This window comes from Aridibaculum aurantiacum (genome assembly GCF_017355875.1).
Lineage (GTDB): Bacteria > Bacteroidota > Bacteroidia > Chitinophagales > Chitinophagaceae > Segetibacter > Segetibacter aurantiacus.
In genome coordinates, this window is sequence record NZ_JAFEWC010000001.1 from 2,150,220 (window position 1) to 2,164,218 (window position 13,999).

The 13,999-nt window shown below is 41.2% G+C and carries 12 protein-coding genes; 7 read left to right on the forward strand and 5 right to left on the reverse strand.

Annotation, left to right across the window (positions count from 1 at the left end; genetic code table 11):
* The first annotated feature begins 121 nt into the window (after positions 1–121).
* On the forward strand, positions 122–2,980 hold the full coding sequence (locus J4N22_RS08965) for a TonB-dependent receptor (protein WP_207493584.1): 2,859 nt from the start codon (positions 122–124) through the stop codon (positions 2,978–2,980).
* 154 nt (positions 2,981–3,134) lie between these two features.
* Positions 3,135–4,973 carry a UbiD family decarboxylase gene (locus J4N22_RS08970; RefSeq protein WP_207493585.1) on the forward strand — a complete coding sequence of 613 codons (1,839 nt, stop codon included), beginning with the start codon at positions 3,135–3,137 and terminating at the stop codon, positions 4,971–4,973.
* Positions 4,974–5,024: 51 nt separating this feature from the next.
* Here the strand turns inward: J4N22_RS08970 and J4N22_RS08975 are convergent, their stop codons facing one another.
* Both J4N22_RS08975 and J4N22_RS08980 read right to left on the reverse strand, forming a co-directional pair.
* Positions 5,025–6,680, reverse strand: coding sequence for a L,D-transpeptidase family protein (locus tag J4N22_RS08975; protein ID WP_207493586.1), 1,656 nt, complete (start codon positions 6,678–6,680; stop codon positions 5,025–5,027).
* A gap of 318 nt (positions 6,681–6,998) precedes the next feature.
* Entirely contained in the window at positions 6,999–7,397 is a 399-nt protein-coding gene (locus J4N22_RS08980; protein WP_207493588.1) for a hypothetical protein, read from the reverse strand.
* A 266-nt stretch (positions 7,398–7,663) separates the two neighbouring features.
* Between J4N22_RS08980 and J4N22_RS08985 the strand changes: the two genes are divergently transcribed.
* From J4N22_RS08985 to J4N22_RS09005, 5 genes are all read left to right on the forward strand, one after another.
* Positions 7,664–7,918 (forward strand): hypothetical protein, encoded by a 255-nt coding sequence (locus J4N22_RS08985; protein ID WP_207493590.1) that lies wholly within the window; start codon positions 7,664–7,666, stop codon positions 7,916–7,918.
* 111 nt (positions 7,919–8,029) lie between these two features.
* Complete coding sequence (locus tag J4N22_RS08990) at positions 8,030–8,473, forward strand: response regulator (RefSeq protein ID WP_207493591.1); 444 nt, start codon at positions 8,030–8,032, stop codon at positions 8,471–8,473.
* A gap of 132 nt (positions 8,474–8,605) precedes the next feature.
* Complete coding sequence (locus tag J4N22_RS08995) at positions 8,606–9,883, forward strand: NfeD family protein (RefSeq protein ID WP_207493592.1); 1,278 nt, start codon at positions 8,606–8,608, stop codon at positions 9,881–9,883.
* 89 nt (positions 9,884–9,972) lie between these two features.
* Entirely contained in the window at positions 9,973–10,743 is a 771-nt protein-coding gene (locus J4N22_RS09000; RefSeq protein ID WP_207493593.1) for a slipin family protein, read from the forward strand.
* A gap of 88 nt (positions 10,744–10,831) precedes the next feature.
* Complete coding sequence (locus J4N22_RS09005) at positions 10,832–11,929, forward strand: hypothetical protein (protein WP_207493594.1); 1,098 nt, start codon at positions 10,832–10,834, stop codon at positions 11,927–11,929.
* On the opposite strand, the gene J4N22_RS09010 is transcribed toward J4N22_RS09005, so the two are convergent.
* The 3 genes from J4N22_RS09010 to J4N22_RS09020 are packed head-to-tail and all read right to left on the reverse strand — an operon-like array spanning position 11,926 to position 13,983.
* Positions 11,926–12,498, reverse strand: coding sequence for an alpha-ketoglutarate-dependent dioxygenase AlkB (locus tag J4N22_RS09010; protein WP_207493595.1), 573 nt, complete (start codon positions 12,496–12,498; stop codon positions 11,926–11,928). The two genes, J4N22_RS09005 and J4N22_RS09010, sit on opposite strands and share 4 nt — an antisense overlap.
* Before the next feature lie 43 nt (positions 12,499–12,541).
* On the reverse strand, positions 12,542–13,258 hold the full coding sequence (locus J4N22_RS09015; protein WP_207493596.1) for a hypothetical protein: 717 nt from the start codon (positions 13,256–13,258) through the stop codon (positions 12,542–12,544).
* An 8-nt stretch (positions 13,259–13,266) separates the two neighbouring features.
* On the reverse strand, positions 13,267–13,983 hold the full coding sequence (locus tag J4N22_RS09020) for a hypothetical protein (RefSeq protein ID WP_207493597.1): 717 nt from the start codon (positions 13,981–13,983) through the stop codon (positions 13,267–13,269).
* Positions 13,984–13,999: the final 16 nt, after the last annotated feature.

Here is a 13,999-nt window from a genome sequence, read left to right on the forward strand (position 1 = left end):
ATACATTTTCTTTCCTACTCACCTTTAAATGTTTGTCATTCACCTATTAAGCAGCTGGCACAAGGCCAATGGCATATTCATTGAAACTACTTTTGATCATCGATCTCGATAACACGCAACCATGAAACAATTAGCTATACTTATTCCAGTTCTTTTTTTTTCCTTTTCTACTCTATTTGCACAGATCAATATCACCGGTGTGGTACGCGACAAGCAATCAGGGCTTACTGTGCAGTCTGCTACTGTTACATTGCAAAATGTTTCGGATACCACTTATAAAAGAAGTGTATTAACGGATACTTCAGGAAGGTTTCGTTTTGTGGTTTTAGAGCCTGATACATTCCGCATTAGCTTTTCAACCATTGGTTATGGCAGTGCTACAACAGGACTTAGAGTAGATACTGCGGATGTTGATCTAGGCACAGTAGATCTTGTTATAGAAGCTGGTGTATTGGCAGGTGTTACTGTTACCGCATCTATTGCTCCTGTAACACAAAAGCAAGACACGGTACAGTACAATGCAAACCAATTTAAAGTAAACCCGGATGCTACCGTAGAAGACCTTGCGCGCAAGATGCCCGGTATAACCATAGAGGGCGGACAAGTGAAAGCACAGGGCGAAAATGTACAACGTGTAACTATAGATGGTCGTGAGTTTTTTGGAGATGATGCCACTGCTGCGTTAAGAAATCTACCTGCAGAAATAGTAGATAAGATCCAGGTTTTTGACAGGCTAAGCGACCAGGCGCAATTCACAGGTATTGATGACGGCAATACTACTAAGGGCATCAACATTGTTACAAAAGCAAACATGCGCAATGGCCAGTTTGGTCGGGTGTTTGCCGGCTATGGCACCGATGGCAGGTATCATGCTGGTGGTAATACTACTTTCTTAAATGGCAACAGGAAAATATCCTTAGTTGGAAACTTCAATAACATCAACCAACAGAACTTTGGCCAGCAAGACTTATTAGGCGTTACAAGTTCTGCACGTGGCGGTGGTCGCGGTGGCGGCGGTGGTGGTCGTGGAGGTGGTGGACCTCGTGGAGGAGGAGGTGGCGGTGGCGGAAATGCAGGCAACTTCCTGGTAGGTCAGCAGAATGGTATTAACCGCACCAATGCATTTGGTGTAAACTATGCTGACAACTGGGGTACAAAGGCAAATATTGCAGCCAGCTATTTTTTCAATAACACCAACAACTTTACCGACCAGGTGCTTAATCGCCAGTACTTCTTGCGCAGTGTACCCAATTTGTTTCAAACGAACATCAATAACAGTCGCAACAACAACCACCGGGTAAATGCAAGGCTTGAGTACAGGATAGATTCATTCAACCAGTTGATCATTACGCCAAACATCAGTATCCAGCAAAACAGTTCTGTGCGAGATGTGGTTACTACTTTCTATAACCAAACCACTTCATCGCCTGTAAGCAGAACCAGTAATGTGAACAATAGCGATAGGATAGGAGCCAACATCAACAACAATATCTTATACCGCCACTCTTTTAGAAAAAGAGGCAGAACTTTTTCCATCAACCTGAACACATCGTATAACAACCGCAATGGCGAAGTTTATACTTTACTTGATACGGCTGTTACCTCTACAGGTATGAATGGAGATTCTACTTTAAGAAGATTTACTGACCAAACAAGTAATGGCTTGTCTGTTTCATCGAGCCTTGTATACACAGAACCGGTAAGTGAAAATGCGCAGTTGCAGTTTAGCTACAACCCAAGTTTTTCACGTAATAATTCAAACCAGCAAGCGTATGAATTTGATAAGCCTTCTAACGGTTATTCAAATTTCAACCCGCAGCTATCAAGCAAGTTTGACAATACAACGAAAGCGCAGAATGCCGGTATTGCTTATCGTTATTCAACGCGTGATAACCAATTCTCACTGGGTGCAAACTACCAGCAATCGCAATTGAACAGCGACCAGGAGTTTCCGCTGCCGCTAAAAGTGAACAAGACCTTCAATAACATTTTGCCCAATGCTATGCTGCGTTTGAAGACGTCAGAAAGAAGTAACATCAGAATGTTCTATAGGGCTCGCACCAATAATCCTTCTGTTAACCAATTGCAGGATGTAATAGATATTACCAATCTTCCTTTTGTAACGGCTGGTAATCCTGAACTGGAGCAACAGTTTACACATACACTCAGCACCCGTTATACATTTACCAATACACAAAAAGGTTTGTTGTTTGTAGGGAATGTATTTCTTGAATCTGCTAAAGATTATATTTCCAATGCTACATTCATTCCTGTTCGCGGCGACTCTTCCCTGGCAAATGGTATTGTTTTGAAAAGCGGACAACAGCTAAGCAAGCCTGTTAACTTAGATGGTTTCCTAAGCGTACGTTCATTCCTGACCTTTGCAGTGCCTTTAAAGTTCATCAAATCCAACTTTAATCTGAACGGTGGCGTTACTTACAACAGGTTGCCGGGTATCATCAACAACCAGCAGAATATGTCGAACAACATGACGTATACGCTTGGTAGTGTGGTGGCAAGTAATGTGAGCCAATATGTTGATTTCACTGTTTCATATTCGGCCAACTTCAATACGGTGCGCAATGAATTGCAGAAGCAGCTTAACCAGAAGTATTTCTCGCATGTGGCAGGCTTACAGTTAAACCTGCTTTCTAAAAATGGTTGGTTCTTCCAGAATGACCTGAACCAGCAGTTGTATCGTGGTTTAACCGAAGGTTTTAACCAGGATTTTTTTCTATGGAATATGTCGGTTGGTAAAAAAATGTTGAAGAACCAATTGGGAGAACTGAAGTTGAGTGTATTTGACTTGCTAAAACAAAACCAAAGCATCACGCGTAATGTTACAGATAGCTATATAGAAGATGAGCAGAACCAGGTACTGCAACAATACTTCATGCTCACCTTTACGTATAACCTCCGCAACTTTGGTAGCGGACCTGCAAGGCAAGCAGGAAGAGGAGGAGGAGGAAGACAGTTCTAGTGGTTAAGTGTAAGGATATAGATGCTGGATACTGGATACATGATATTGGATACTTGATTTTGGATCGTTGAAAGTTGTCTCAATCTAAAATCCTAAATCCCTAAATCTAAAATCCCTCATCTCCCTCTACCTTCGCTGGCAGAAAAACTTGGTTATGGCATACCGCTCGTTAGAAGAATGTTTGATTGACCTGGAGAAACACAATCACCTGGTAAGGATAAAAGAAGAAGTAGACCCTTACCTGGAGATGGCTGCCATTCATTTACGTGTGCATGAAGCGGGTGGACCAGCCTTACTTTTTGAAAATGTAAAAGGTTCGAGATTTCGTGCAGCTTCAAACATCTTCGGCACCTTAGAACGTGGCAAGTTCCTATTCAGGGATAGTATGCATCTTGTAAAGCAACTGGTGGAGCTGAAGAATGACCCGATGAAAGCCATCAAGCAGCCATTCAAGAATATTACTACCGGCCTTGCAGCCTTCAAAGCTTTGCCTCTAAAAGATCCTTCAAATAAACCTGTAATGCACCAGCAGGTACAGGTAGCAGACCTGCCGCTTATTCATCACTGGCCAAAAGATGGGGGCGCATTCGTTACGCTTCCGCAGGTGTATACTGAAGACATAGATCAACCAGGTATCATGAAAGCCAACCTGGGTATGTACCGAATACAGCTTTCAGGAAATGAATACGAACTAAATAAAGAGATCGGCCTGCACTACCAGCTGCATCGCGGTATAGGTGTACATCAAACTAAGGCTAATAAAAAAGGTCAGCCGCTAAAAGTAAGCTGCTTCGTTGGCGGGCCTCCATCACATACACTTTCTGCAGTTATGCCTCTGCCAGAGGGCATCAGTGAAATGACCTTTGCAGGTGCTTTAGGACAAAGAAGATTCCGCTATACTTACCAGGACGGCTATTGCTTAAGTACAGATGCTGATTTTGTGATTACCGGTGAAGTTTACCCGGGAGAAAATAAACCTGAAGGACCATTTGGTGATCACCTGGGTTATTATAGCCTCACGCATCCATTCCCGCTGATGCGGGTGCATAAAGTGTATGCACGCAAAGATGCTATATGGCCGTTTACCGTTGTGGGCCGGCCACCACAGGAAGACACAACTTTCGGAGCACTCATTCATGAAATAGCAGGTAGCGCTTTGCAGGTAGAAATTCCTGGATTGAAAGAAGTGAATGCTGTGGATGCTGCTGGTGTTCATCCTTTATTACTGGCAGTAGGTAGCGAAAGGTATACGCCGTACATGCCTGCTAAACAACCCGCAGAGCTGCTTACCATTGCTAATCATATTTTAGGTAAAGGACAACTGAGCCTTGCAAAATTTTTATTCATTACAGCTGATGATGATAATAAAGTAGATGCGCATCATATAGAACCTTTTTTTAAATACCTGCTGCAGCGGATAGACCTGCAGCGTGATGTTCATTTTTATACAAATACTACTATAGACACTTTAGATTATTCCGGTACAGGATTGAACAGTGGCAGCAAGGTTGTTTTTGCCGCTTATGGTGAAGTGTTGCGTGAGCTATGTACAGAAGCACCAGCAGCACTAAAGGAGTTGCAAGGTTTTCATAATCCCCAGGTTTGTATACCCGGAGTAGTAGCCTTACAAGGTGCTGCGTTTGTTTCGTACGAAGAAACAGAACTGGAAATAGAGCGGTTCAACGAACAGCTCACAAATAAAGTGGAAGAGCTCGCAACTGCTCCTTTTATCATCTTGTGCGATGATAGCTCATTTGCAAGCGCAACCCTCAACAACTTTCTTTGGATCGCCTTCACGCGTTGCAATCCTTCGCATGATATACATGGCATTGCTTCTTTTGTAAAACATAAACATTGGGGCTGCAAAGGACCATTGGTCATAGATGCAAGGGTAAAACCGCATCATGCACCTGCCTTAGAACATGATCCTGCGGTAGAAAAGCGGGTGGACAGGTTGTTTGAGAAAGGTGGAAGCTTGCATGGCATCATATAAAAAACAAAAGGTGCCATGGTGTGGCACCTTTCTAAGAAAGCTTGATCATTTTTATTTTGTAGCCATAGCTGGTTGAGCAGGTACGCCAAACATTTTCTTCGCCAGTTTTTCATCGTGGCCATATATGTCGTCCCTGAAGTTTAATCTTCCCTGCTCATCAACCCATGCAGTATAGTAGGTGATGAACACCGGAACCGGTTGTTTCAGTTTTACATATTTTTCAGTGCCGCTGTTCATTGCTGCATTGATCTTTTCAGGAGTCCATTCAGGATCATTTCTAAGAAGATAGTTTGCCATCTTTTCAGGTTCTTGCAATCTTATACAGCCATGGCTAAATGCTCTTTTATCGCGGCTGAATAAGCTTTTAGAAGGCGTGTCGTGAAAATAGATATTGAAGCTGTTAGGGAAGAGGAATTTTACTTTTCCCAATGCATTGCCAGCACCAGGCAGTTGCCTTACCACCGGCAGGTCTCCACCATCTTTCACTATCTCCATATTCTGTCCTGCCAGGTAATTAGGGTTACGCGACATAGCAGGTAAGATCTCTTCACGAACTATGCTGGGAGGTACATTCCAATAAGGACTGAAAACAACCTGGTCAAGATCATCCGTGAAAATCACTGTGTTGTTTCCTTCTTTTCCAACTACAACATTCATATCAAAAACCTTTTTTTCGCCCTCCATTACATGCATCACAAACTCTGGAATATTCACCAGTATCAGGTTGCCTTCTGGTTTTGAAGGTAGCCAACGCATCCTGTCAAGATTAATAAGAAGCTTTTGTATGGCCTGCTCTACAGGCATATTCAGTTCTTTTATGGTAGAGGCAGCTATCACACCATCCGGCGTGTAACCATGTCTTTCCTGGAAGTTTTTAATAACTGGCTCCAGCGATGGATCATACACCATGGTGGTATCTTGTCCATTGTATTCGCCTGAGAGTTGTAAGCGTTTTTTGATTGCTAGTATGGTAGGAGAAGAAGCACCGGGTTTCAAAGATTTTTCTTTCGATTCAATTATTGGCCATCCACCTTTTTTAGCCACCTCCATATAACGCCCCAGGTATTCTTTCAGTTTCCGGTACGATTCGTTGATGTCTTCGTAATATTTATCGTCCTTATGCTTTTTTGTAAGTAAAGAGTCAGCAAGTTTCAATGGATCTGTTTTCTTCAGAGGAATAAAACGCTCCATTTCTTTACGTTTTACATAACCTTCTTCATACAGTTCCAATCCATGTTCTATAAACAGGCGTGTAAGAATAAGTTCTGTTTGAATAGTAGAGCGGTCTGTAGCGCTTATAGAAACATTGCTTGCGGTAAAAAGATCATCCATTTTTCGTTTCAGCTTTTCATCACGCTGCAGGCTATCCGACCTGTATTCTGCATCATAATGAAAGAGATTCCAGAAACCTTTTGCTTGTTCTGTTAAACCTTCAGAAGAAAACCATGCAAACTGGTAGTTGCGCGCATTGTAAAAACTGGTAATCCGTCGTTTTACTTTATCAGATGTATTAATAGAATCTATGTAAGTGGCCACTGTAAGGCTGTCAATGAAAATATCATTATAGGCATTAGCCTGTGTAATACTGTAGTCCCTGGAGGATATCTTTTTCTCCTTTTCAGTCTTTTTCTCTGATTGCTGATCGCCGGAGGAATTACATGCTATAAAGAGTAAAGTGCATGCTAATGCAAAGAGTGTGTTTTTCATACCGGGTATTTTGCAAAAGGTATGCCTGTTACTAGAGGCAAATAAGTAGCTGATCATAAGCAGCTAACGACTGCATACAAATAAAATCTATGTTAAGCAAGGTTCTTTGAGCATTGATTGTTTTACATAAGCGTGGAGCTTCTTCAACAATGACCTTAATTTAAAATGCACGGGTTATGACATTTTGTAAAAAATGAAGCCATAGCAATTCTGCCATGGCTTCATAAAACACCTTAGACTATTAAATACCATGAACAAGGTAAACAGGATATTTTGATTATCCAATAGCATTATAAAAACTTCATATTGATCTAGCCATTACATATCAATATGAAGTTCTTCATTCATTAAAACGAAATACATGTTCTGCAACTGGTGGAGGTTCAGGTTCTTGTCGGAGATTATTCCGGGTGTACTATTCACAGCAAATGATATTTCTATATTGTCACGCAACTGGTTGATGACGAACTTACCGGTCTTCGAATAGAAGACATTTGCATAATAAAATCTTCTATGTTTTACCAGGTCGCATTTTTCTAGAACTTCTTTTGTTACAGGTATAGGCTCCAGTTCATCGTATTGTACTTCAATAAAGCTTCTTTCATTACCATCAGCTATCTCCAGTTCTACCCGGTTCCAAAGTACCTGGCTTACTCTTCCAATGCCTGCAGGGTGCTTCACCATGTTTCCTTTTCTTAATTCGTTATTAGCGATCATTACTGTGTAAGATTGTAATAAAAGTAAATATCATGATCATAAGCAACAAGAAGTAAATAACGGATTTTAAGGTGATTTAATATAAAGGCTTAAAACAGTTATCAACCCGTTTGTTGCTATTTTCTTCTCAATGTAAAATTCTCTTTATCTATAAAGCCAAGCATTGTATCTTGTTATAAGTTACCGAAGTAGCAAAACAACCCTATACCTGGTAATTGTGTAGACGACCATACTGCAAGTTCTTTTGTATTTCAAAAACCAACAGAATGATCACGATATCAATGTTCAGCCAGTTGAAAATGAAAGAACAGGCAGACATGCTATACCAGCATGGCGTGTATGTTGGCAAGCAGCGAAATGCTTTATATTCAATTGTTCTTTACCAGTTGGATAGTTTTTATGTAGAAGTTTACTACCGGAAGTACAGATTTTCTATTGTGAAAATCCATTGTTTCTGTTCTATAGACAAGCTACAGCCTTACTTGTGGCAAGTGAATGTAGATGTGCTTCTAAACGTATAATTAAAACCCTTAAATAGTTGTAACATAAATAGTAGCATAGCAAATTAATCAACAGGCGCGGGGCATTTTGAACTACTGTTTACCTATATTTGAACCTCCTAAATGAACCTAATGACAGACCAAGTTGCGGCTAAAAATATTGTTCTTTATGCAGATGATGATACGGATGATTTGGAACTAGTAGCTGAAGCTTTTTCAAAATATCGTAATCATGTAGATCTTGTTACGGTTACTGACGGATTGCAAGCCTTATCATTTTTAAAGAACATTACCGACAATCAGAAAGTGCCTTGCCTGGTAATTCTTGACATCAATATGCCACGGCTTAATGGCCGCGAAACGCTACTGCGTATCCGCGAAATGGATAAGTATGATAACGTTCCTGCAATTTTATTCTCCACTTCATCTCAGCCATTCGATAAAGATTTTGCGGCAGCTAACAATGCTGGTTTTATCACAAAGCCACTTGATTACCGCCAGATGGATATCATAGCAGAGCAATTCATTGAACACTGTTCGGATGAAGTAAAGAAGAAGCTAAATAATTTGTTATAGGCATCACATCGACACTTTCCTTTTTTTTCCTGGGTATAATCTTATCATGGCAGATATTCTACCATGAACTTTGTATGCCTGTTTTTTATTTATCTTACACTGGTAGCTTAAGTTCACTAAACCAACTGTCAATTGGTAAGATGCTTTCTATACCTGCTGTTATTGTTGCTTCCTGTTTTTGCAGGGGCGCAAAAAGTTCTCTCCATCAAAGTAGATGGTTCTATTAATCCTGCGTCAGCTGCATTCATTAAAAGTGGTATCGATAGGGCAGCAGAGTCCAATGCTCAATGCCTGATCATCCGGTTGAACACACCGGGCGGGTTATTAAAATCAACACGTGTTATTGTTAGTGATATACTTGAATCTCCAGTACCTGTAGTTGTATATGTTTCGCCAGGTGGAGCACATGCCGGCTCTGCAGGTGTTTTCATTACCATGGCTGCGCATATTGCTGCTATGGCTCCTTCTACCAATATAGGTGCAGCACACCCTGTAAGCTCGCAAGGGCATATGGATTCTACCATGAATAGTAAGGCTACCAATGATGCTGCAGCCTTTATTCGGTCCATTGCAGAAAAGCGGAAGCGAAACCTTGACTGGGCCGAAGATGCGGTAAGAAATAGTGTATCTATAACTGAGATTGAAGCGCTGGATAAGAGGGTAGTTGATCTTGTATCGCCATCAGAAAAGGAATTGCTTAAGCAGATAGATGGCAGATCTATTGAGACGGTAACAGGTACCGCTGTTTTAAAAACTGCTGATGCAGAAGTAGAGCATATTGAAATGAGCCTCTTTGAACGCATATTGAATATGATAAGCGATCCTAACATGGCTTATATATTAATGATGTTAGGTTTCTATGGTATCATGTTCGAGCTCTACAATCCATCTACCATGGTGCCGGGTATAGTAGGCGTTATCTGCCTTATCCTTGCATTTTATTCAATGCATACACTGCCGGTAAATTATGCCGGCCTCGCTCTCATCATTTTCGCCATTATACTTTTCATACTAGAGTTAAAGATCGTCAGCAATGGTTTGCTGGGAGTGGGCGCAGTTGTTTCATTGGTATTAGGTTCCATTATGCTTATACGAACCGAGTCGGCATTGGAGTTTGCACGTATTTCATGGAGCGTAATCATAAGTACAGTGCTGGTAACTTCTGCTTTTTTCCTTGGAATAATTGGGCTTGGACTAAAGGCACAAAAGGCAAAAGTAACTACCGGTGTTGAGGGGCTGGTTGGAAAAATAGGTGAGGTAATAGCACCACTGGAGCCGGCAGGAATGGTGCGCGTACATGGTGAGTTATGGTCTGCAGAGTCAACATCGGGGTTAATAACAAAAGGAGCCAAAGTGAAAGTGACAGCAGTGAATAACCTGAAGCTGCTGGTTGAGCAAGTGGATATATAAGGTGCAGCTCCAAGTACAGAAGCACCAGGCTAGATGATAAATTTGAACCAACAGGATAGAAACATCATTAGTAAACAAAACCACCAGTTATGCAAGACGTACCAATTGTTCTCATTATTGTAATTCTGTTCTCATTGTACATCCTTGGAAGCGCCATCCGCATTCTCAATGAATATGAACGAGGCGTTGTATTCAGGTTAGGCCGAATGGTTGGCGTTCGTGGCCCAGGCTTGATACTTCTTGTGCCCATCATTGAAAAAATGGTGAAAGTTAGCCTGCGGACAGTAGTTATGGACGTGCCACCACAAGATGTTATTACCGAAGACAATGTTTCCATAAAAGTGAATGCCGTTATCTACTTCAGGGTTATACAACCAGAAAAAGCAATTATTGAAGTAGAGAACTTTATGGTGGCTACATCTCAGATTTCTCAAACTACTTTGCGAAGTGTTCTGGGCCAGTCAGAACTGGATGATCTTTTATCGCAAAGAGAAAAAATTAATCATAGGCTACAGGAGATAATCGATTCTCAAACAGAACCATGGGGAATAAAAGTGAGCAACGTGGAAGTGAAGCAGATAGACCTGCCGCAGGAAATGCAACGTGCAATGGCACGCCAGGCTGAAGCAGAACGCGAAAGAAGAAGTAAAGTAATTGCCGCTGAAGGAGAATTTCAGGCTTCGCAGCGTTTGTCTGATGCAGCCAAAGTTTTGAGTGACCAGCCAAGTGCTCTTACACTTCGTTACCTGCAAACGCTTCGTGAAATTGCTGTTGAGAACAATTCTACAACCATTTTCCCGGTACCAATAGACCTCCTGAAACCATTTATGCAGCAGCCCGATAAGAAGATCGACCAGTAGCTTTCACTGACGGTGGTCAGCTTTTTTACTGCAACAGTCATATTATACCCGTGCAATAGCTTATAACTTGCACGGGTAAATTTTAATTATGATTGCAAATGGAGTAGGAGAGCGTGAGGATAATGAAGTTTTCACCTTACTAAAGAAGCCTTTTTACCCGATAGGAGACTCCTTACGTACATACCTGAAAACGTATGGCCGCGAAGTAAGGCTGCCTGTAACATACAACGACCTGAACCGGATGAACTATTCGGTTCCGATAAAAGATAAGAACGGGAACTTTACAGATTGGGAGCAGGTTTTGTATGAAATACGTGATTGGGAATACCTGCGGGAAGGATTGGTGAATATTTATTCTATTCTGAAAACGAAAGGGGATCCTACCTATACTAAGAACCTGGATGTGCAGTCAATAGACTACTGTCCGTTTGGAAATTCAAATCCTTTTCGGATCAAGATCATCAATAAGACCAACAATAACTACGATCACTTTTATGTAAAGAAGGCAGATGCTTCGCGTATTTATGGGCTGGAGTTGGAGCATCTGCTTTCACCAAACCGTCTTACATATTTCACCTCGCAAGGAACTTTGATTGAAGAACATATTCCTGGTATTCCTGGTGATATATTCATCAATAAATATCTTGACCAACCGGAAACAAACCTGGTAAGACTTGCCAAAGAGTTTGTGAAGTTCAACGAGCGGTGCTTTGTACGCTTGTTGGGCGATATGCGCAGCTACAATTTTGTGGTGAATGTGATACCAGATGTAGAAGATGTGCAGTACCGCTTTAGAGCAATTGATTTCGACCAGCAATCATATGAAGCGAGGAAAAACCTTTACAGGCCGCAGTTTTTCAAAGAGAACCTGCCGTTTGTGCAAACAGTTGTTAGCGCTCTTACAAAAGAATCAGTAGAGCAGTACCAGATGGAAGAGCGAACGCTAATGGCTTCACGCCTAACCATCATTCGCTACAGGCTGCTCGACCTGCTGAATATTATGTCCGCCGACGAAATTTCCAGTGATGAAAAATTGTCCCAGCTAAAAAACGAACTAGCTGATCATTTGAAAAGTGCCAGGCATCTACATTGTAAATCTATGGGGGAGCTTGTGAAAGCAAACCTGAAGCACTTGCTTCAAAAGAACCTGGCGCTGGTGCAGGAAGTAAAGCGAATGTATGCTTAGGTGTCTTTTAGTGTACGTAAAGTAATAGAATAGCGCGTAGATTTTACCGGTGATATGCTATGCTGCCATGCAGTTCGTGCTTCACCATCCATTACGTAAAGCGACCTCGGTTCTACTGTAAGAGAAATAGTATTAGCGCGTGACTGCTTTTCTTTTTCATGAGGTCTTAAGCGAAAGTTGCAGCTTGATAAAAGTGAAATGCCTGCAATCAAGCCAAAAGGAGGAGCATCCCTATGCCAGTTGATAACTGTTCCTGGTTGATATTCTGTTACTAGTAATTCTGCAATAGCAGTCGAAGGCAGTTGTAAATAATCTGTCACTTTTTTGACCAGGAACTGAAACTCAGCCGGTATCTCTTTTCCTTGCGTTAATCTGCCATTGTCGAAGCTGTAATCGTATCCAAAACTAGCAACTCGTCTATTAGCTACATATTCTTTGAACTGCATGTTGTGGAGAGGTATCTGCTTTGCAACTTCCAGCAAATGCTCTTCTTCGCTTTGACTAATAAAGTTGGGTGTATAGGAAAATCCTGCAGGATAAATCGGTTCTACTGGAAACAAAGTGAGCATAGCTAACTAGCAGGCAAAACATTAGCCAAAATAATTCATCGCTTTATTTGAATAATGAATTGTAGTAAGTGATGATGTCATAATAATCATCATCTGTTTTTTCTTTAGCTCCAGACTTCTTTATGGCAGCTTGTATCTCTTTAGGCTTATCGTATAAAATATCCTCCAGGTCTTTAAACTTTTTTACCCGCGTCAGAACCTCATCTTTCAAAACAAAATATTGTGGTACGGTTGCAATCCTCTGCTCATAGGTAGCTTGCCCATAAGGAAGTGATTCAAAAATTTGTTTGTTGTAAAACTTGTATAAAGAAGCTTTACCCGCTATTACCTGTTGGTACCACGCATTGATCTTCTTGTGAGAAGTAGGAATGGCTGACGAGTGAACAAAGTGATACTGGACTTGATGCTGTGTATCTACCAGGTAGAGTTCTTTAATGCGGGTTACGGCCAGTTGTTCTCTTCCTTCTGCATCCTGGAAATGCAATTCATTGTTCACCAGGTCCAGGCGCATCATAATATGTCTGCCAGGCTCGTCCTCGTACACAAAATTGCTTTTCATCCAGCCTTGCGTTAAATAAGGCGTTCCTTCTACCGTTTTTACATACCTGTCTAGTGGTAAGTTGGCACCTCGTGTTTGTGCAAAAAAGATGGCTGCATCATAATTAGTTATGTCAATTGCACGCCCCCTGCCAAACGACATCTGAGCGGATGATTGGAAGGTGATGCACCCCAGGAATAACAACATGAAGTAGAACCTCATAAAGAATATTATCTGGTGAATAACTGGTTATACATGCTGATGGTATCATAATAATCTTCATCATCTTTGCCCTTCAGCTTTTTAGATTTTAAATAAGCTGCCACTTCTTTTGAACGCTCATACAGTACATTCTCCAGGTCGTTGATCTTTTTCAGTTTTACCAGTTCATTATCTTTCATTACGTAATATGTAGATACTGTAAAGATCTTCTGCTCATATGTAGCCTGGCCATATGGTAGTGTTTCTGTTACCTGTTTTCCATGATGTTTGTAAAGAGACGCTTTGCCAAAAATGATCTCCTGGTACCAGCCATCAATTAGCTTTTTGTCAGAGTCTAAAACTGATGAATGAAGGAAGTGGTATTGAATATTTCTGACTGTATCTACCAGCAGTAATTGTTTAATAGGTGTTGTGGATATAAGAATATTACCATTCTCATCTTTATAATGTACCTCGTTCGAAAGCAGGTCGAGGCGCATGATGACATTCTTTTTCGTTACAGGGTTAATGTAATTACTCTTCAGCCACGAGTTGTTGAAGAAAGGAGAGCCTTCTACTACGCGCAAATATTTATCTTGAGGAAATACAGTATTGCTGGATGTGGTCATGAATATCGGCCCATTCATCTGGTCTACATCTATACTCTTCCGGCCGGAATTTACATTTTGACCACTTACAAACGCTGCGGGTAGTAGCAACAGCATGAGAAATAGCATTCTTGACATATAGACTGGTTTTAAG

Coding starts and splice junctions, on each gene's coding strand:
- J4N22_RS08965 (WP_207493584.1), top strand. CDS start 122: ATGAAACAATTAGCTATACTTATTCCAGTTCTTTTTTTTTCCTTTTCT.
- J4N22_RS08970 (WP_207493585.1), top strand. CDS start 3,135: ATGGCATACCGCTCGTTAGAAGAATGTTTGATTGACCTGGAGAAACAC.
- J4N22_RS08975 (WP_207493586.1), bottom strand. CDS start 6,680: ATGAAAAACACACTCTTTGCATTAGCATGCACTTTACTCTTTATAGCA.
- J4N22_RS08980 (WP_207493588.1), bottom strand. CDS start 7,397: ATGATCGCTAATAACGAATTAAGAAAAGGAAACATGGTGAAGCACCCT.
- J4N22_RS08985 (WP_207493590.1), top strand. CDS start 7,664: ATGATCACGATATCAATGTTCAGCCAGTTGAAAATGAAAGAACAGGCA.
- J4N22_RS08990 (WP_207493591.1), top strand. CDS start 8,030: ATGACAGACCAAGTTGCGGCTAAAAATATTGTTCTTTATGCAGATGAT.
- J4N22_RS09000 (WP_207493593.1), top strand. CDS start 9,973: ATGCAAGACGTACCAATTGTTCTCATTATTGTAATTCTGTTCTCATTG.
- J4N22_RS09005 (WP_207493594.1), top strand. CDS start 10,832: ATGATTGCAAATGGAGTAGGAGAGCGTGAGGATAATGAAGTTTTCACC.
- J4N22_RS09010 (WP_207493595.1), bottom strand. CDS start 12,498: ATGCTCACTTTGTTTCCAGTAGAACCGATTTATCCTGCAGGATTTTCC.
- J4N22_RS09015 (WP_207493596.1), bottom strand. CDS start 13,258: ATGAGGTTCTACTTCATGTTGTTATTCCTGGGGTGCATCACCTTCCAA.
- J4N22_RS09020 (WP_207493597.1), bottom strand. CDS start 13,983: ATGTCAAGAATGCTATTTCTCATGCTGTTGCTACTACCCGCAGCGTTT.